The sequence below is a fragment of the uncultured Allobaculum sp. genome, from assembly GCF_948576815.1.
GTDB lineage: Bacteria > Bacillota_I > Bacilli_A > Erysipelotrichales > Erysipelotrichaceae > Allobaculum > Allobaculum fili.
In genome coordinates this window covers 1-18,633 of record NZ_CAPAEZ010000052.1, presented here as the reverse complement: position 1 = coordinate 18,633, position 18,633 = coordinate 1, and the positions used below count along the sequence as shown (strand labels likewise).

Sequence of the window (18,633 nt, the reverse complement as noted above, 5' to 3'; positions counted from 1 at the left end):
GTCCGAACAAAGGGTTCTCTCTAATTATCGTGTCCTTGACATGGGGTACACTTCACTCTTACATTTTTAAAAACTGTTTTCGAAAAACCGATTCTGAAATAATGAAGGAAAGAGATTTTATGCAACAGCCGCTCCCGCCCGGGCATCCAACCGAGGGAGACACGTCGTGACAGTATATATATGGATGAGAACTTCAAACGAAAAAGTGATTTTTAAAGAAAACGCCCAGATCTGGCTTTCGATGTCCAAGCCCGCCAGAAGGTATGTCTTACGGCAGGAGCAAGCACAGTTTCTGCGGCGAGTAATCCATACGACTGTATGCAGGCAAGGAGGAAGGGTATGAATTTTGCAGACTGGATTGTAATTCTGATTCTGGTCATTCTGGCGATTGCCGGATTCAGGAATGCAAAAAAAAGACCGGACTGTACTGGCGACTGCATGAACTGCAAATCGTCCTGCTCGCCGCACGACGAAAAAACGCCGGCTTTTGTGGACCGCTACTACAGGCGGCAGGCCGCAAAAGGAAAGAAAGCGGGACGATCGGATTCATATACAGATGCCCGGCTTTCAAATAAGCGGACTGTTTCCAGAGCGCAGGCTATGCAGGCGCTGGCCAAAGATTCCACCGAGAGCGAGAGCGCGCCTGAGGGCGCATCGAAGCCGGCAGGCGATTTGGACAGAAATCTGCAGTAAGTCAGTATCTGTCCGCATACGCCTCAAACCGAAAAGTTTCGAGACGACCCGGTTTCGGGTTCGAAGCCGGATCGGTAACGATGAGAAATAGAAATACGATACATATAGAAAATATGAAAGAAAAACACGGAAAAGGAGCAGGGGATATGAGTGATCCAAAAACGAAAACCAATCCAGGCAAACGGGAAGAGCAGCTGAACCGTCTGGCTAATGCCGCTGTGCATGCGGGCGTGAAAGTTCAGCCGGGACAGCTGGTCATCATCCGCGCGGAAACGGAAATGCGCGATCTGGTCCATGCCATCTCCCGAAAAGCCTGGAACGCCGGTGCCGGCGATGTGCAGGTGTTCTGGAGCGATGAAGAATTAAGCCGTCAGTTTTACACGCACGCCAAAGACGATGTTCTGGAAACCATTCCGGAATGGATGAGCGTTCGCTACGAAGAAGCGGCGCGAAAAGGTGCGTGCTTCATTGCGCTCGACGGCGATGATCCGGACGGATTCAAGGATGTAGATCCGCGCAAAATGACCCGCCGTTCGCTGGCGATGCGAAAGAAAACGCAGCTCTATCGTTCCGGCATTGACGAAGGAAAAATCGCCTGGACTGTTATTCCCTGCGCGACGAAAGCCTGGGCGAAAAAAGTCTATCCCGAATGCGACGAAGAAGAAGCGGTGAATCGTCTGTGGGACGATCTGATGTCCATTTGCCGGATTGAAGACGACGGACGCGAAGCGTGGGAAACCCATACAGCCAGTCTCGAGAGAAAAGCTGCGCGCCTTAACGAAAGAGGCTATAAAAAATTTCACTACACCTCTTCGAACGGGACCGATCTCTGGGTCGATCTGGTCGATGGCTCGATTTTTGTCGGCGGGGATACGAAACTCGCCAGCGGGCTGTCCATCAGCTGCAACATTCCGACTGAAGAAATCTTTTCGACCCCGCTGAAAACCGGCGTCAACGGTACGCTGGAAGCCGTGATGCCGCTCAACTGGAACGGCATGCGCATCGACGGTTTCGGCTTTACGTTTCAGGACGGCAAAGTTATCGATTTCCATGCCAGAGAAGGATACGAGAGTCTGAAAGCCCTGCTGGAAAGCGACCCGAACGGCAAATACTTAGGCGAAATCGCGATTGTCGATAAAACTTCGCCGATCCGTCAGAAAAACCGGATTTACTACAATACACTGCTCGATGAAAATGCCGCCTGCCATTTTGCCTTTGGTCAGTCGTACATGGAAACATTGCCCGCACTCGAGGGTGCATCTTGTGAAGAACTGGAAGCGCACGGCATGAATCAGTCGGATATTCACGTTGATTTCATGGTCGGAGCCGAAGATCTGCACATTACCGGGGTACGCGCGGATGGAACAGAAGAGGATGTGTTTGTCAACGGCCGCTTTTCGCCGTCGTTTGACCGTATTGCTTAATTATGGTTAGAATGGAACGAAAGGCTCAGGGTTCATCCTGAGAACAAGGTGATGAGCATGTCCGAAGAACAGAACAAAATCGAAGAAACCGTTTCTGAATCCGCAGCTGCAGAAAACGCAGAACCCTCCACTTTGCAGGATGAAAACACGACGGCTTCCTCGAATACGGCATCACAGCCGGAAGAATTTGTCATTCATTCCACAATCGTAAAAGAAACCGCTATGGAAGAAGAGCCGGCCGAATCCGCCAAAGAAACGGAAAAGAACGCGGCGCCGGAAGACGATGGGATTTTTTCCGATCTGCTTCGCGATGCCCCGATTTCTTCTTTGAATATTGAAGAACCTGAATTTGGAACGTTCGATGTCAACGCGGCTTTAGAAGAAGCGCGTACGATTACGAAAAAGCCAAAGAAAAAAGGCAGCCGCTTAGGCAAGCGTCTGCGCCAGACGTTTGGGGCCTCCAAACCGGAAGATGAAAGTACCCCGAAGGAAAAATCGGAAGAAAAGCCAGCGGAAGAAGCCAAACCAAAAATCGAAGAAACACCCGCTGAAACGCCGGTAAAAGAAGAAATTTTACCGATGTTCATGCCGGAATCTTCTTCGCGCAAGGAAAGCACGGCTGCAGCCCGTCAGGCGAGCACCGAAAGCTTTTATTCGAATCTCGAAAGCATGGAAGATCTGATTTCAAACGATCCCCATAAAGCCAAGCCGGGCGACGGACTGAATCCGGAAGTGGAAAAAGAGCTTAGCTTTGAAGAACTCGTCAATTCCAATGAGCTGTTTGGCAATGAGAAAAAGCCGACCAGCTTCAGTGAACTGCTCCATTCCGGCTTTGGACAGCCGGAAACGGAAATCGCGGAAGAAGACATTCTGGTTCATACCGAAAAGGATAAAAACAGCGAAGCCGAACTCGCAAAAACCGCCGCTGCCGATCCTGCGGATGCGCCGGTTGTGATCGGCCGTACCCACTCCATGCCTTCCCTGACCGATCAGGTCCGGGAGATGGAAGAGCAGAAAAAGGCGGAAAAAGAGCGAAAAGCCAAAGAACGTGCTGCCGCAGCCGCCAAACGGGAAGCCGAGCGCAAGCGTAAAGAGGAAGAAGACAACGCTGTTTACGATCCAAAGGCATCGCTAGTCGATGACTACCGCTACGACGAATACCTCGATAAGAAGCGCTTCCTGCTTTCCGACTACAAGAAAACCGAAGAATACCTCAACACCCAGTCCCGTCAGGGCTTCCACTACGTTCACCATGAAGGCAAGAAGTTCTACTTTATCAAAGGCAAACCGCACGATTTCTATTACAAGATTCTCTACTTTGCCAAGGAACCTTCCGATGAATACTGGGATTCTCTGGAAGAAGAAGGCTGGAAAGAAATCGATACGTCTCCAAGCCGCAACAAGCGCGACGCGGGCTGGTACGTTGTCCGCAATGAACGCAAGGACGGCGACCTGACAAAAGTCATTGAAAACGAAGCCGAGAAATATCGCTATTTCACGAAATTTTCCTCGTCCTGCCGCTCGACTATGTTCCTGCTCTTTGTGGTTATGGTCTGCTCGGCAATATCCCTGTTCTTCCAGTGGTGGTTCAAGGGATTCAAGGCCGTCATGATCGCTTCGGCGGTCCTGTTTGTCATCGCGCTCTGGGTATTCCTGGTGTATGCACGACTTCTCAATAAGTCGCGCAAACAGGCATCCCTGCTGGCCGCAAGACTGCGTCTGGCGGAAAACGATCCAAAGTATAAAGCCATGCTTCATGCCAAGGATACCGACGAAGAACTCGAAGAAGCCTGGGATGCCATCGACGCCAGAGAAGACGACGAAGACGATGAGGATGACAAGTAATCCAAATTGGATGTATTAAATTCGACAATTAACACAAAAGACCTCTTTTCTGCTTACGTGTCTGCGCACGTGAGCGAAAGAGGTCTTTTTCAGTACTGGGCAGTCGCAGATCCTTTCTTTATTGCGGATCGCGTTTCGATTCGGACAGAGGAAAGGGAACGCAGCGGGCTATTCGCTTTTCAGTTCGGCCGGCAGCTGCAGAACGCCTTTTTCCTGAAGCTCGGCAACCGTCTGTTCCATGACCTGAGCGGCCAGAGTCACCGTCTTGAGACAGCGCTCTTCTTTGGAATGATGAAGCATTTTGCATTTGGCACACTGCGTATCGCCGACATGATTTTTAAAGTTTCGAACGAGGGCTGCCTGACTGGCGCGCAGCGGTTCGCAAAGATGCGCCTTGTCTTCAACGAGAAGGCAGGAAAGCGCGGCGTTGCAGGCGCACAGCGCGCCGCATACGTTGCCGGTATACAGACCGGAACCAAAGCCGGACATGAGAATGGATGCCTGCTTTCTGGGCAGACCAAGCTGGTAAACTTCATCGCAGGCCAGAATCAGCGTTTCGGCACAGTTGGTGTTTTCGCAGAGATAAATGCGGCGAACGGTTTCTTCAAGGGAGGGTAATGACATATGCAATATGCCGCACGCAGACGCAAATGCGGCTTTTCCTTTCTTTTTCACATCGCGTTTTTTCATCGACATTCCTCTGAAAAACTCTTCAGGAAAGCCGAGAATGCAAATTTTCTGGTTTGCCAGGCGATGTATTGGAAGTATACCGGATTCAGGTGCTTTTTGATCCAATCCTGTCCATATGGACGCAAATTCGTCCGGTTTCTTTGCGCCGGATGCTTTAGCCGTTAGAATCACTGAAGTGTTCCTTTCGGATGCAGAGATGAGGAACAGAGAAAAGAGGGGAAGTATGAATTCAAAACCGATGAAGGAAGAAATGGACAGTCTTGCGGGGGAACTTCTTGATCAGGAAGTTCTGATGGTCCTGCCAAAGCGGGTCATCCATCAGGAAAGCCCGCTTCCTGATGACTGGAATGTGGACTGGATCGATCAAAGCGCGATCCTGAAAAACGGAGAAGAAATCATCGCCGAAGCCCGGCTGACGGACGCCGATGACTTTGGCTTTCTGCGCCCGGCGATCTGCTTTGAAATGAGCGGGGAAAAAGAAGACGTGATGAAGGCGTTCGAATCGCTGATCAGCCGGCTTGCACTCGACTATGAGAAAACGCCATCCCGCAATCCGCTTTACATTAAGCTGAGTGCCCAGGATCTGGAACTGATCGCGAAGGCGAGCCGGATGGGCTTTATTTCCTATTTTGGGGAGTGGAAACAGGCCGATCCGGATGAATCGGAAGCGCTGTGGATCCAGATCACCGAAGATCTGCGCCGCCGTTTTCCTGGATAATCCCAAATCGACGCAGAAAGAAATGGACGCTGTCTTTGTCTGCCCAGACAAGAGCAGCTTTTTTTCTGCGCGAACGATTTGAGGAGAGTCGGTGAAAAGTACCAGACAGAAAGAAACCCGGCAGCTTCAGGAAGCTGCCGGGTCTGTATTGGTTCTGTAAAGGAAAAACAAACGAGCTAAGCCCGAAAAGTACAGGCTGCGCACAGATTGAACAAAGAAATGTCCGATACTGGGGCGTCCCCAAGATGGAATGCGGAACAATTATTCGTCCGAATCGGACTTGATCGTATCCAGAAGACCGTTCATTTCGCTCTGGAAAGTAAGGGTATAGGCATGAATCGAATCGAGCATGGCTCTGGCCTGCTCTGGATCGAGCGAGGCAAAGGCATTGGTCTCCGCCTGATGAATGCCTGCCAGTACCGGATGGAATTTTTTCCGGCCCGCTTGAGTCAGTTTGACGCCTTTGGCTTTCTGGGAGCCGGGAATCGGTACGAAGTCAATCCATCCTTTTCGGTTCATTTTGGACAGCGCGGAATTCAGAGTCTGGACCGGGATGTGAATGCGTCTGGCGATGTCGGCCTGACATAAAGGAGGATCGGCATCGAACACCTCGAGCAGAACCCACAGCTCATTTTCCGTAATCTGAAGCGTTTTGGCAGCCGTAAGGTACGTAGCCCAGTTGTCCGATTCAAGATCGACAAGTTCGTTATACAGCTCCGGCGCACAGCGTCCGTTTTTCGCTGGGATACTGCTGCGCTTTTTCGTATCATCCATGACTCATTTCCTCGCTTAGGACCAGATTTGGCAGTTACATTCGATGCCGTCTTCCGGATCAGGCAGGAAGCGGAATTTTTCAAACTTCGATTGTCTGGCATCATATCGGTCTGGTCTTCTTCCAGTTTACCATTGTCGCGGGAGCCCAAAACGAGCGGCGTCTCCAGCCGGATGCGTTTTAGATCGCATGGGCGTTGGGCTCCATCGGGCCGGATTTCTGTTCATGCGAGAAATAGCCGTATTTCTTACGGCAAAGGCAGAGCAGAAGAAATGCGGTAAGCATCGCCATGGCTTCGGCACACGGCATGGAAAACCAGATGCCGTCGACACCCCAGACGGCTGTGAAAATCAGAATGAAACCGACCTGGAACACCAGCGAGCGTACGACGGAAATGATGGCCGAAACCGGACCGTCATTGAGCGCGGTAAAGAAGCCGGATCCAAAAATCGAAAAGCTGGAAAACAGGAACACAGGCGAGAAGATGTTAAACGCCTGAATCGTAAGGGCCATCAGTTCGGGATCGTAACCCGCAAAAAGACGGGCAAGCGGGGCAGCCAGCAGTTCGGTGGAAAGAAACATGCCCACAGATCCCACGGCCACAATCCACAGCGATTTACGGGTAAGGCTGGCGAGCTCCTGCTTATCGCCCCGTCCATACTGACAGGAGACGAGCGGCGCGCAGCCGACGGTATAGCCCATGGAAACGGCCATGAAAATCATCGATACGTACATCACGTTCCATACACCGCTACGCCGTCTTCACCGGCAAACCGCATAAGCTGATAGTTGTACAAAATGGAAATCAGAGAAGACGCGCAATTGGAAAACAGCTCGGAAATTCCATTCAAAGCCGCCTGTCCAAATTCCTTAAGGCGAATGCGGCTGGCCGTAAAGTAAAGAACTTTGTCCTCTTTCAAACGAAACGGTTTTTTCGCGGGAGAAAGAAAGCAGAGGATTGAAAGCGCAGCGCAGAGCAGCTGTCCAAGGGCAGTGGCGATCGCTGCACCAGGAGCACCCCTGCCCAGAACGCCCACAAAAAGAACGTCCTGCACAATGTTGAGCATGCCTCCCGCAAACGTGACCGCGAATCCGGCCTGCGGAATTCCGGCGGTTACGAAGATGCTCTGAAAGTACATCTGAATCATGTAGAGCGGAAGAGAAAGCTGAAGAATGGATCCGTACTGCAAAGCGTAAGGCATCATCTGTTCGCTGCAGTCCATCCATTCCAGCAATGGCCGCAAAAAGACCAAGCCAAGAACGGACAGGATCATTCTGAGAATCACCGTGGCTGTGAGCAGACTCGTCATCTGCTTTCTGGCTTTTTGGGGATTCTGTTCGCCGAGCGTCTTGCCGACCAGGGCGGAAGAACCGGCGCCCATCATAAAGTCGAAACTGGCGAGAATCATGAGAACCGGCATGATGAAATTGACTGCCGCAAAAGCGGTTTTGCCGGCAACGCTGGATAGGAAATAGCCGTCTACGACGCCATAGATCGATGTGAAAACCATGACAAGAATCGTGGGAAGCGTGAAGCGCAGCAGCTTTGGAATCGAATAGTGCTGCGCAAGCGTGTTCGTCATATAAACCTCCTAAAATTTATCCGAAATCGGACAAAATAGAATATATCCGATATCGGATAAAATGTTAAGGCAGAGGGATCTTCCAAAATTTCACATAGTCTTTCTGAAGCGCGAAAATCCGCTGCGGCAGGTGAAGACAGCGTTTCTTTGCTTCTGCGTTTATTCGATCTGCTCAATCAGGCGAAGACGAAAAAACGCCGGAAATTGGCAAATTTCCGGCGCGATTTTTGTTTGGCAGGCAGAATGCCTGGAAAACATCGGCTTAGTATTCTTTGGTTTTGGCGTAAATATCGAGGATCAGACGCTTTGTATCTTCCCAGCCCAGGCACGGGTCGGTAATGCTCTGACCGCGCACATAGTTTTCGCAGATGTCCTGACGGCCTTCAATGAGATAGGATTCGATCATGACGCCTTTAACAAGCTTGCGGATTTCTGGATGATACTTGCGGTTGTGCATGACGTCCATGACGATGCGGATCTGCTCCTTGTATTTCTTATCGGAGTTGGAATGGTTCGCGTCCACGATGACCGCCGGGTTGGCGAGACCGGCTTTCTTGTACAGATCGCTGACGATTTTCAGGTCTTCGTAATGGTAGTTCGGGATGGTCTTGCCGTACTTGTCGACGCCGCCGCGCAAAATGACGTGGGCGAGGGGATTGCCGTCGGTCTGTACGTCATAGCCGCGGTAAATGAAGCGATGAGGATGCTGGGCAGCCGTGACGGAGTTCATCATGACGGAAAAGTCGCCGGATGTCGGGTTTTTCATACCGACCGGAATGTCGATGCCGCTGGCGACGAGACGATGCTGCTGGTTTTCGACCGAACGGGCACCGACCGCTTCGTAGGACAGAATATCGTCCAGAAAGGAACGGTTTTCCGGGTACAGCATTTCATCCGCTGTGGAAAGGCCGGTTTCTTCAATGACACGCAGATGCATGCGGCGAATGGCTTTCAGACCTTCAAGCAGGTCGGGCTGTGCGTTTGGATCCGGCTGGTGGAGCATGCCTTTATAGCCGTCTCCAGTCGTTCTTGGCTTATTGGTGTAGACACGCGGAATGATCATCAGACGGTCTTTAACAATTTCGTTCAGACCGGCGAGCTTATGGCAGTATTCGAGAACGCTGTCTTCATTATCCGCGGAGCAGGGACCGACGATGACGATAAAGCGATCGTCCTTGCCGGTGAAAATGTCCGCAATTTCCTTATCTCTCTGGGCTTTGATGGCTTTGGCTTTGTCCGACATCGGGATTTCTTCTTTGAGAAGGTCGGGATCGGGCAGCTGATGATTAATATGAATCGACATACGTATTGATTTCCTCTTTCAATTTGTTACATAAAATTTCATTCGGTTTTCAGTATAGCATTGCACGCCGTAATGAAAAGGAAAGCGTAAAACTCCCAAAGGAGTGCACGAAAAAACGTCAGAAAATCGACGAGGAATCCCTGATCCTGTCCGACATCGCCCCCGCATGCAAGATCGAAATGTTACGGACAGAGCTATGTATAGATCCAGCTTTCTGTATAAAACAGAAGGCGGCAAACGGCGAAGTCAAAGCGAATAATGAAATCCCGCTCTTTCTTACAGGATCACCCGTCAAAAATCGAATCCTTTTCTTGCTTTCAGAGAACGGCCGGACGGGTCAAATGAGATGCCCAGAGCCGGCCGATTCGGACAAAATCGTATCAAAGAAAGGATTTGCATAACTTGGTATGGATTAAGGGGATGTTTAAAAATGGATTCTTTTTCTGTATCATAGACAAATAGATATGAGGTGAATTTGATTATGAAAACCTACGAAGTTCGACTGGGTTCGAGCGAAGGAGAAAGCACAGCTCCTTTTAACGGCAAGTCCTTTCGCAAACTGAGCGACGCATCGGCACAGATGAAGCGAATTGTCGCAATGCTTCAGGACGACAACAGCCTGATTTCCGACGATCTCGGAATCTGGATTATTCGAAAAAACGCCCGCAAAAATGAGCCGGGAACGCAAACGGAACTGGTTCAGATGCTCTGCGGACTGGATGAAGATACCAACGAATTCTGCTACGAAGGCATTTATCATTTGACAGCCTGCACCGATTTTGAACGCATGATTCTGATCGGCGAAAAGAAAGGCAGCTGGCTGGGCGACTACAGCGTGCAGATCGCTTCCCAGGGCGTAAGCGAAGTCTGCTTCTTCTCGGATCTGGAAATGATTCTGGAATCCGTTAAGGATCTCAAAGGTACGCCGGACCAGATTCGCAACCGCCTGCTGACGATCTACCGTCGTGTCAACGACAAGGAAGCCGAGCCGATTGCGCTGTTCCTCTACACGCTTAAGGACGGCGAGCTCGTTCTGCAGAGCCGCGTGAACGTCGCCGGTGAAGATCGCGACTTTGAAATGCTCGATCAGTTCATTTTGAGCGAGCAGAATCTGCCGGTTGTAGATGCCGAAAACGAAACGGCCGAAGAAGCTGCAGAAAAAGCGGAAGAAGCTGCCTTGAAAGAGGAAGCAGAAGAGGCAGAAGAAGCAGCAGAAGAAACCAAAGAAGAAATGATCGAAGCGGTTTCGGCTCAAGCGTAATTCTCTTCCAGTACAAAATCATTATTATTCAGGCAAAAAAGTCGGTGAAAGCCGGCTTTTTCTGTTGGAATAAATCCGTTGGAAAAGCACGGTATTGAGCTTGCAAACGAAAGTATAGAGAACTATACTGTTAGCAAGCTTAGAGATTAAGTGCTAATTCGCGTATACGCGCGAGTTCGATTATGGAGGTCTGAATGTCTGAACGAAAAGAATTCAAGGCGGAATCGCGCCGCCTGCTTGATCTGATGATCAATTCCATTTACACGCACAAGGAAATCTTTCTGCGTGAGCTGATTTCGAATGCGTCCGATGCACTCGATAAATACTATCTGGATTCGCTGAAAAACCATAAGATTCCAGAAAAACTGGCGATCCGCATCGATTTTGATGAAAACGCAAGAATGCTCACGATTTCCGATAACGGAATCGGCATGACCAAAGAAGAACTCGAAGACAATCTGGGTACCATCGCTAAATCCGGCTCGCTTGCCTTCAAGGAAGAGCTCAAGAAGGAAAAGGAAGCCGGTGAAAACCCGGAAGCCAGCAGTGACTCCGAAGCGGCAGCCAATTCCGATGTCGACATCATCGGTCAGTTTGGCGTCGGCTTCTATTCCGCATTCATGGTCGCGTCCAAAGTCACCGTCGTTTCGAAGGCGCTCGGCAGCGATCAGGCCTGGAAGTGGGAATCCGATGGAACCGACGGCTATACGATTGAAGAAGCCGAACGGGACGATCATGGTACAACCATCACCCTGCTTCTGAAAGAAGATGACGAAAACGAGAAATACTCCGAATATCTGAATTCCTGGAAACTGGAGATGCTCGTTAAGAAATATTCCGACTATATCCGCTATCCAATTGAAATGGATATCACGACGCAGAAACCGGTAAAACCGGATGAAGAAGCGAAGGAAGCGGAAGAGCTGGCAGAACCGAAATTCGAAACGGTTACCGAGACACGCACCCTGAACTCCATGATTCCGCTCTGGAAAAAACAGAAATCGGAAATCACGCAGGAAGAATTCGATCAGTTCTATCAGGATCATTTCAACAACTACACCAAACCGCTCGATACGATCTTCTTCAATATTGACGGTTCGATTTCCTTTACCGCGCTGCTGTACGTACCGTCCAAGCGTCCGGAAAACTTCTACTCCAGCACTTTTAAACCGGGTCTGGAACTGTATTCGCGCGGCGTACTGATTGAAAGCCACTGCGAGAGCCTGCTCCCGGATTACCTGCGCTTCATGCAGGGTCTGGTCGATTCGCAGGATCTGTCGCTGAACATTTCGCGTGAAATGCTTCAGCACGATCATCAGCTGCGCTTCATCCGCAAGCAGACCGAACGTAAAGTTCTTTCCGCTCTGGCAAGCATGCAGGAGAAGAAACCGGAAGACTATCTGAGCTTCTGGAAAAACTTCGGAATCAGCCTGAAGATCGGCATTTACAATTCGCAGGGCGCTGACACCAGCAAGCTGGAAAACCTGCTCATGTATCCGACCAGCGATGACGGCAAGTACAAATCGCTCAAGGAATTTGTCGCTTCCATGCCGGAAGAAGATAAGGACATTTACTATCTGTCTGGAACGAACATCGATACGCTGAACAAGCTGCCGGCAGCGGCCAAGCTGAAAGCCAAAGGCTATCCGGTTCTGTATCTGACCGATGAAGTCGATGAGTTCATCATCCAGATGATCAGCCAGTACGACGGCCACAGCTTCAAGAACGCCGCTCAGGGCGATCTCGATCTCGATACCGAAGAAGAAAAAGAAGCTCTGAAGACTCAGAACGAAGAAAACAAGGACCTGCTGACGTACATGAAGGACGTACTGCCTGAAGTCAGCGAAGTCCGTCTGTCCAACCGTCTGGTCGATGATCCGGTTATGCTCGTTGCCGGCGACGGCCTCTCCTTTGAAATGGAGCACATCTTTGATGTCTTTGCCAAACAGGCTGGCGAAGACACTAACCCGGGTCTGCAGGCTTCCCGTATTCTGGAAATCAATCCGAACAACCCGATCTGGAACGTCCTGCGTACAGAGTATGTAACCGATAAGGACAAGGTTAAGGAAATCGCGCAGATCCTCTACGATCAGGCGTGCCTGATTCAGGGCTTTGCCATTAAGGATCCAGTCGAATACTCCCGCAAGGTCGCTTCGCTGCTGTCGACAATGGCGACTGCCGATGCGAAAAAGGACTAAAGGGCTGAATTGAGAATTCGATGATTCTCGTTTAACCAGACAACCCAGTTTCGTCTTTGAATCCTGATTTAAAAAATCCAGCATCATCAAAACCGATTTGAATCTCTGCGCAGACGCAGAACCAGAACAGCTCTGGTCAGGCGTCTGCGTTTTTATATGGCAATTTTTGCCGCGCCTTTTGCTGCCTTCCAGGCCGCTTCCAGACGATCGGAATGGCTTCGTCTTTTTGAACAGAACCCCGTTTTTATATCCGTGTCATTCTGGAGTATGGATCAGAGCAGGAAAAAGCAGAAAAATGTATACTTTCAAAGGCCGCACCTTCTTGGAAAGGTTCGTTCGCATTTTGTATTTCTCTGTCCCAGAAATCGGATAGGAACGCTGGCAATACTGGTTTCCCCGTCGATCCAGCCAGTGCAGGCGGCCTGCCCAGGAAAAGAAGGATTGATTAAACATGAATCAGAAACAACCTAAACAGGCACAGGAAACCTTCAGCTCGAAAAAGTTCAAGCTGATGATTTACATGACCGCGCTGAGTGCCGGCGCCCTGCTGATCTCCAATCTGGCAGCGGTAAAGCTCTGGAATATGGGCGGAATCGCCGTCGATGGCGGTCTCGTTCTCTTCCCGCTGACGTATATACTCAGCGACCTGATTGTAGAACTGTACGGAAAAGACCGTTCCCGCAGCGTAATCTATGCAGGCTTTCTCGTCAACGTGATTGCGGCACTCGTCTTTTATGTCGTAATCGCACTGCCGCCGTATCCCGGCTGGGATATGCAGGAAGCGTATGCGATGGTGCTTGGTTTTTCGCCCCGCATTATTCTGGGAAGTCTTAGCGGCTATCTGACCAGCAGTCTTCTCAACAACTATCTCTTCGAAAAAATGCGCGCGTCCTCCGGAATCTTTGCCCGAAGCTTTATCGCGCGTGCGCTGACCTCTTCGGTTTTTGCGCATATTCTCGATACGATCGTATTCGAAACGATCGCTTTTCTCGGCGTTCTCTCCTTCCAGGAATTTCTGATGCAGGCTCTGTTTGCCTATATTCTCGGAATGGGACTGGAGTTCGTTCTCTCGCCCGTCGAAATCGCCATTGAAAAAGCGCTGAAAAAATGGCTGAATGAAAAGCAGTAAACCGTTCGAAAACGTACCGGAAAATTCGCATCTCCGATCGAAACAAGAGACGAAGCCCTTCTTCCAAAACGCATGAACCGGATGGAAACATCGAGACTTTCGTCCCAAGCAAGGCTTTAAGCGAAAAAAACAGTCCAGAAGATGCAGTCTTTCTGGACGTATCGTGAATACACAGAAAGGCAGGTTATGAATATGGATCAGACATCCGTTTCTTCTGCAGAAGACAGAATGGAAACAAAAGATACGACCCAGCAAAGCTTTCCCAATCGCTTTTCCTTTGAAATCCTGGAGAGAATTCCAGGCCATCTGGGTCGCGCAGGAATTATTCACACGCCGCACGGGGATATTCATACACCTGCATTCATGTGTGTTGGAACCCATGGCGAAGTTCGTTACGTCAGTATGGAGCAGCTGAAGGAAATCTGCGCGCAGGCGATGCTCTCCAACGGCTACCATCTGCGCGGCCGTTCGCAGGAAATCGCAGATGCCGGCGGTCTGGCAAAGTGGTCCGGCTGGAACAGTCCGGCGCTGACGGACTCCGGCGGCTTTCAGGTCATGTCGCTTGGAAGCGGCATCGGCAAAGTCGTCAGCATGGACCGGGAAAAGGAAGTCGTCAACGCGCCGAAAAAGGAGCGTCTGGCTATTGTCATGGAAGACGGCATTCAGTTCCACGATCCATTCACCGATCAGGATGACTTTATCGGTCCGAAAGAATCCATGGAAATTCAGTGCCGGATCGGTGCGGACATTCATATGGCGTTTGATGAACTGACGTCTCTGGCCGATACGTATGAATACAATAAGGAAGCGCTGGAGCGTACGGAACGCTGGGCGCAGATTTCTCTCGATGTCCATAAGCAGCACCGCGACGATCTCGGCTATCGCCAGTCGCTTTACGGCGTACTGCAGGGTGGTCGCTGGGAAGATTTGCGCCGCTCGACCGCGAAAAAGCTTGGTCAGATGGACTTCGATGGATATGGCCTTGGCGGCGCGTTTCTCAAGAGCGATCTTGGAGAAATTCTGAAATGGTGCAACGAAGAACTGCCGGAAGGTAAGCCTCGCCATCTGCTTGGCCTATCCCGGCCGGATGACATTCTCATCGGTTCGGAAAACGGAGCCGACACCTTTGACTGTGTCGCCCCCACCCGCGAAGCGCGTCATGGCCGCCTGTATACGAAGTACGGCTACATCAATATCGAAAAGTACGCAGGAAGTCTCGACGTCATCGATGAACACTGCGACTGCCCGGTATGCCAGGCCGGCTATACCCGTGATGAACTGCGCGCGCTTCTCAAAAGTCAGGATCCAGAAGACCGGGAGAAGTACTTCACACTGGCCAGCATCCATAACCTGCGTTTTACGATCCGTCTGACGGAAGAAATTCGACAGGCTATTCTGGACGGCCGCTTTGAAGAATACAAGCAGCAGTTCATGAAAGACTATTACGGCTTCTCGCCAAAAGGCGCAGCCAACGAGAAGAAAAATACGAATAAACAATAAATCCAGAATCCGGTAAACACTTTGCAGACGGTGAACCGGAATACGAACAGAAATGATTTACGAGCAGAACGTACCGTCCAATTCGTCCGTTGCGCGGATTACTAAGGGCACAGTTCTGCTCGTTTTTTCATGTCTTACAGAAACGGGGAAAGTACAGAAAATGTGTACGTATTGCGCCGCTTTAATACAGACAAATATGGTATACGATTAGATTTTTAAATAAAACAGAGGATTGAAAAAGTAACATAAAATGAAACAAAACTGTAATTAAAAAATACAGGGAAAAACGACATTTTCATGTTGATTTTCCCCACTTTGGGAAAGTGGTTCCATATAGCTCCTACACTGAAAACAGAAAGGTGCAGGTTCGAGTCAGCTGGTCAGATCGGGCAGTCTGATCATTCGGGTCATTCTCGAACTTCGCACATTCGCTTTGCACGAAGGAGTATGTATGAAAACAAAGCAATCAATGAAGAAGCTGCTGTCGCTGGCTTTATGCCTGAGCGCGCCGGTTTCGATGATGATCTCCATGCCGCAGACCGTTCTGGCACAGGAAGCGACGACCGCGCCGCAGGAACTGCCAGATGTCTCGGATAAGAAAGAAAATGGAACCTGGGGAACAGTAAAATACTATCTTCTGGATGACGGAACCCTGTATTTTGGACCTGGTCAGACAGCCACCACCCCAAAGAAATTTTATCTGGCAAGCTCTGTTACACGCATCGTCTGCCATCCCGATTTTGATTCCAGTCCGCTGACTTCCATGTATGAGATGTTTTATAACTATACAAAACTTGAAGACATTTCCGGACTGTCAGAATGGGATATCAGTAATGTAACTACCATGTACGGTGCTTTTGCGAATACAAAAATTAAAAATACCGATGCGCTTTCCTCCTGGGAATCTTCTAAACTAGGGGGACTGAACAGTACGTTTTCCGGCTGTACGGAACTCACCGATTTAAGCGGACTGGCTAATCTTGGAAAAAGCGGCTCCATTCGCGACATGAACGGCGCTTTCCTTGGCTGCACAAGTCTGGAATCTCTGCATGGACTGGAAGACTGGTTTTCCGCGGAAGAATCCAGTCTGGATTCCATGTCCTCAACGTTTGAAGGGTGCACGAAGCTGAGCGATGTATCTGCTCTGTCCGGATGGAACACCATGAACGCGACCAACCTCTGCCAGACGTTTAACAGCTGTCCGATTTCCGATCTTTCGGTCTTTTCCAACTGGAACGTTTCGAAAGTCAGCGGCTTTGCGGGAACGTTTACCGGAAATACTGCTCTTACATCCCTGAAGGGACTGGAAAACTGGAATACAGCCAGCGCCAGTTCCTATGCGCAGATGTTTGAAAACTGCACAAATCTGAAAGATGCGAATGCGATGAGCCACTGGAAAACCGAAAAATGGTTCAGTGCGGACAATATTCTAAACAATACTGCTGTCACTCATCTGGATTTATCGGGCTGGAATACCGCACAGATGTTTTTCAGTGATACATCGAGTTATTTGTTCTCCAATCCGCTTACCGCAATCCGACTTTCTGCAGATTACCTGAGCATGATCCGCCCGAATAAGCAGGCGCTTGTCAAATCGAAAAACAGCGACGCCTACGGGGATTCCTGGGTCAGCCAGAACCTGCACGGACCGTATACGTCCGCAGAACTGACTGATGGAACAGTTACATGGACCGAAGACATGGATGGCTGGTGGGGACGAGCCAAAACGGCGACTCTCGTCGACGAAGCGCATGGTTTGACCAAAACGATTTCTCTTCCCGCCGATCTGGAAGTCAGCCTTCCGCTTGGAACGGGCGCCTTTGACGGGAGCCCATTCCATGCCAGAGTCATCGGGTGGAAAAAAGCCAATAGTGAAGAAACCATCACGAAATATACAGCTGGACTGAGCTAAGAAAATATTGAACTCAACCCGGTATGGGAATTCGAGCTGCATGCGAACACCTGGACGTTTGATGCCAACGGCGGTACTGGAACGATGGATTCCATTGAGGTGAGCGTACCTTCGGATACGTCCGCTCGCGTTCCAGACTGCTCGTTTACCCGCGAAGGCTACACGTTTACCGGCTGGAATACAAAAGCCGACGGCAGCGGTGATAATATCGCGGTTGGCGATACGATTGACGTGGATTACTCCATTGACCAGTTCACCGTATACGCACAATGGAAGAAAACTCCTTCGCATCAGGTTGCCTTTGAAGCCAATGGCGGCACAGGCGATATGGAGACGCTGATCTGGAATGGTGAAGAAGATCACGCTTTGCCAAAAAATGGCTTTACCCGAACGGATTATGAATTCACGGGCTGGAATACGAAAGCTGACGGTACGGGTATAACCTACGCGGATGAAGCGCAGCTGAGCGGCGGTGAAGAAGACTCTGAACTTACGTTATATGCTCAATGGAAAAAGATACCGTCTCATATGGTAACCTTCGCTGCAAATGGCGGAACCGGCACTATGGAACCTCTGCTCTGGAAAGGAGAAGAGGGAAATAAACTGCCCAAAAATACCTTTACCCGATTCGACTGGATCTTTACCGGCTGGAATACAAAGGCCGATGGTACTGGTACCGCTTATGCCGATGAAGCCCAGCTGACCGGCGGCGAAGACGATACGGAAATCACGCTGTATGCCCAATGGAAGGCTGTCCTGCATTACGATCTTCTCGATCAGGCGATTGAAAAAGGCGAGTCAATCGCTTCGAAATCGTTCAAATCAAATCAGAACGAGACACTCAATGCGGCGATTGCAGAAGCAAAAACGGTTCGAACACAAAGTGAATCGCAGATCGAGATCGACCAAGCCGCCAGAACGCTCAATCAGGTACTTCTGTCTCTTCGCCTGACCACGGATACAGCACTGCCGAGTCTATAGAGCGCCATTTCCGCTTGGAAATGATAGAGGAGATCCGTTTTTGAGAAAACGGAATCCGACCGATCCTAAACAAACGGCACCAAAATGAAAAGTCCGCTAGTGTCGGAAAACCAGATTTGGCTCCGACCTGGCGAACTGTTTGTTTGTACGAGGATTGAGCAGGGAAAGAAAAAACAGGCTGCGATCATTCCTTTCTCAGGAAGAAACTGCTGTTTAGCAAAAGAACCGCGTTACCTGTTTTACTCAAACGAGGAGGCTATGTCCTCGGATTGTTCACGTTCTTTCAAAAAGTCTGCCAGAGGGGTGCACAGGTGATTCCACATATAATTGAACTCAGTGCGATATGCCTGGTACATTTCCCAGTCTTTTTTTGCTCCATCGAAAGTAAATGATTCCTGATTATCACTTGAACCATCACCATAGCGGTAGTTTTTTAAAGAAAGCGAACCCGTTCCGTCTTTTCGATGGACGAGGTAGGTTCGATGTAAAATCGGCAGCGAACATACGCGTACCTCTAGCAGTTCTGGGTAATTGGCGCTTCGTTCTCTCCAGATATTGAAGTTGTCTTCTGTTTTTTGTAGTTTAAAACTGGTCCAAAAAAGCGAAAATCGGATTTGAAAACTG

The 18,633-nt window shown here is 49.9% G+C and carries 16 protein-coding genes; 10 read left to right on the top strand and 6 right to left on the bottom strand.

What is annotated here, in order from left to right; translation table 11 throughout:
- Positions 1–339: 339 nt before the first annotated feature.
- From Q2J39_RS07860 to Q2J39_RS07850, 3 genes are all read left to right on the top strand, one after another.
- Positions 340–693, top strand: coding sequence for a FeoB-associated Cys-rich membrane protein (locus Q2J39_RS07860; protein ID WP_230267858.1), 354 nt, complete (start codon positions 340–342; stop codon positions 691–693).
- Positions 694–839: 146 nt separating this feature from the next.
- Positions 840–2,117 carry an aminopeptidase gene (locus Q2J39_RS07855; RefSeq protein ID WP_230267859.1) on the top strand — a complete coding sequence of 426 codons (1,278 nt, stop codon included), beginning with the start codon at positions 840–842 and terminating at the stop codon, positions 2,115–2,117.
- A 57-nt stretch (positions 2,118–2,174) separates the two neighbouring features.
- Positions 2,175–3,962, top strand: coding sequence for a DUF2812 domain-containing protein (locus Q2J39_RS07850; RefSeq protein ID WP_288339933.1), 1,788 nt, complete (start codon positions 2,175–2,177; stop codon positions 3,960–3,962).
- A 168-nt stretch (positions 3,963–4,130) separates the two neighbouring features.
- Here the strand turns inward: Q2J39_RS07850 and Q2J39_RS07845 are convergent, their stop codons facing one another.
- On the bottom strand, positions 4,131–4,586 hold the full coding sequence (locus tag Q2J39_RS07845; protein WP_230267861.1) for a C-GCAxxG-C-C family (seleno)protein: 456 nt from the start codon (positions 4,584–4,586) through the stop codon (positions 4,131–4,133).
- A 289-nt stretch (positions 4,587–4,875) separates the two neighbouring features.
- Between Q2J39_RS07845 and Q2J39_RS07840 the strand changes: the two genes are divergently transcribed.
- On the top strand, positions 4,876–5,370 hold the full coding sequence (locus Q2J39_RS07840) for a hypothetical protein (protein WP_230267862.1): 495 nt from the start codon (positions 4,876–4,878) through the stop codon (positions 5,368–5,370).
- 261 nt (positions 5,371–5,631) lie between these two features.
- On the opposite strand, the gene Q2J39_RS07835 is transcribed toward Q2J39_RS07840, so the two are convergent.
- The 4 genes from Q2J39_RS07835 to Q2J39_RS07820 all read right to left on the bottom strand — a co-directional run bounded on the left by Q2J39_RS07835 (position 5,632) and on the right by Q2J39_RS07820 (position 9,028).
- Entirely contained in the window at positions 5,632–6,144 is a 513-nt protein-coding gene (locus tag Q2J39_RS07835) for a MarR family winged helix-turn-helix transcriptional regulator (protein WP_288339930.1), read from the bottom strand.
- Between the two features lie 178 nt (positions 6,145–6,322).
- On the bottom strand, positions 6,323–6,877 hold the full coding sequence (locus Q2J39_RS07830; RefSeq protein WP_230267864.1) for an MATE family efflux transporter: 555 nt from the start codon (positions 6,875–6,877) through the stop codon (positions 6,323–6,325).
- On the bottom strand, positions 6,877–7,725 hold the full coding sequence (locus Q2J39_RS07825; RefSeq protein WP_288339927.1) for an MATE family efflux transporter: 849 nt from the start codon (positions 7,723–7,725) through the stop codon (positions 6,877–6,879). The genes Q2J39_RS07830 and Q2J39_RS07825 overlap by 1 nt, the downstream gene beginning before the upstream one ends.
- A 262-nt stretch (positions 7,726–7,987) precedes the next feature.
- Positions 7,988–9,028, bottom strand: coding sequence for a 3-deoxy-7-phosphoheptulonate synthase (locus Q2J39_RS07820; protein ID WP_230267866.1), 1,041 nt, complete (start codon positions 9,026–9,028; stop codon positions 7,988–7,990).
- A 481-nt stretch (positions 9,029–9,509) separates the two neighbouring features.
- Between Q2J39_RS07820 and Q2J39_RS07815 the strand changes: the two genes are divergently transcribed.
- The 6 genes from Q2J39_RS07815 (at position 9,510) to Q2J39_RS07790 (ending at position 18,009) form a co-directional block, all read left to right on the top strand.
- Positions 9,510–10,289, top strand: a complete 780-nt coding sequence (locus Q2J39_RS07815) for a hypothetical protein (RefSeq protein ID WP_288339924.1) — start codon at positions 9,510–9,512, stop codon at positions 10,287–10,289.
- 194 nt (positions 10,290–10,483) lie between these two features.
- Complete coding sequence (gene htpG, locus Q2J39_RS07810; RefSeq protein ID WP_230267868.1) at positions 10,484–12,487, top strand: molecular chaperone HtpG; 2,004 nt, start codon at positions 10,484–10,486, stop codon at positions 12,485–12,487.
- Between the two features lie 451 nt (positions 12,488–12,938).
- Positions 12,939–13,616 carry a queuosine precursor transporter gene (locus Q2J39_RS07805; RefSeq protein ID WP_230267869.1) on the top strand — a complete coding sequence of 226 codons (678 nt, stop codon included), beginning with the start codon at positions 12,939–12,941 and terminating at the stop codon, positions 13,614–13,616.
- A gap of 228 nt (positions 13,617–13,844) precedes the next feature.
- The gene (gene tgt, locus Q2J39_RS07800; RefSeq protein WP_288339921.1) at positions 13,845–15,116 is read left to right on the top strand and encodes a tRNA guanosine(34) transglycosylase Tgt; all 1,272 of its coding nucleotides are present in this window, start codon (positions 13,845–13,847) and stop codon (positions 15,114–15,116) included.
- 451 nt (positions 15,117–15,567) lie between these two features.
- Positions 15,568–17,028, top strand: a complete 1,461-nt coding sequence (locus Q2J39_RS07795; RefSeq protein ID WP_288339919.1) for a BspA family leucine-rich repeat surface protein — start codon at positions 15,568–15,570, stop codon at positions 17,026–17,028.
- Between the two features lie 6 nt (positions 17,029–17,034).
- Positions 17,035–18,009, top strand: coding sequence for an InlB B-repeat-containing protein (locus Q2J39_RS07790; RefSeq protein ID WP_353887477.1), 975 nt, complete (start codon positions 17,035–17,037; stop codon positions 18,007–18,009).
- Between the two features lie 239 nt (positions 18,010–18,248).
- Here Q2J39_RS07790 and Q2J39_RS07785 read toward each other — a convergent pair.
- Positions 18,249–18,633, bottom strand: a 385-nt coding sequence (locus tag Q2J39_RS07785) for a hypothetical protein (RefSeq protein ID WP_288339917.1), incomplete at its 5' end; no start/stop codon positions are given.

Bases quoted from the DNA above. Each gene is read 5' to 3' on its own strand.
- Q2J39_RS07840 (WP_230267862.1), top strand. From the start codon at position 4,876: ATGAATTCAAAACCGATGAAGGAAGAAATGGACAGTCTTGCGGGGGAA.
- Q2J39_RS07835 (WP_288339930.1), bottom strand. From the start codon at position 6,144: ATGGATGATACGAAAAAGCGCAGCAGTATCCCAGCGAAAAACGGACGC.
- Q2J39_RS07795 (WP_288339919.1), top strand. From the start codon at position 15,568: ATGAAAACAAAGCAATCAATGAAGAAGCTGCTGTCGCTGGCTTTATGC.
- htpG (WP_230267868.1), top strand. From the start codon at position 10,484: ATGTCTGAACGAAAAGAATTCAAGGCGGAATCGCGCCGCCTGCTTGAT.
- Q2J39_RS07855 (WP_230267859.1), top strand. From the start codon at position 840: ATGAGTGATCCAAAAACGAAAACCAATCCAGGCAAACGGGAAGAGCAG.
- Q2J39_RS07860 (WP_230267858.1), top strand. From the start codon at position 340: ATGAATTTTGCAGACTGGATTGTAATTCTGATTCTGGTCATTCTGGCG.
- Q2J39_RS07815 (WP_288339924.1), top strand. From the start codon at position 9,510: ATGAAAACCTACGAAGTTCGACTGGGTTCGAGCGAAGGAGAAAGCACA.
- Q2J39_RS07805 (WP_230267869.1), top strand. From the start codon at position 12,939: ATGAATCAGAAACAACCTAAACAGGCACAGGAAACCTTCAGCTCGAAA.
- tgt (WP_288339921.1), top strand. From the start codon at position 13,845: ATGGAAACAAAAGATACGACCCAGCAAAGCTTTCCCAATCGCTTTTCC.
- Q2J39_RS07845 (WP_230267861.1), bottom strand. From the start codon at position 4,586: ATGTCATTACCCTCCCTTGAAGAAACCGTTCGCCGCATTTATCTCTGC.
- Q2J39_RS07850 (WP_288339933.1), top strand. From the start codon at position 2,175: ATGTCCGAAGAACAGAACAAAATCGAAGAAACCGTTTCTGAATCCGCA.
- Q2J39_RS07825 (WP_288339927.1), bottom strand. From the start codon at position 7,725: ATGACGAACACGCTTGCGCAGCACTATTCGATTCCAAAGCTGCTGCGC.
- Q2J39_RS07830 (WP_230267864.1), bottom strand. From the start codon at position 6,877: ATGTACGTATCGATGATTTTCATGGCCGTTTCCATGGGCTATACCGTC.
- Q2J39_RS07820 (WP_230267866.1), bottom strand. From the start codon at position 9,028: ATGTCGATTCATATTAATCATCAGCTGCCCGATCCCGACCTTCTCAAA.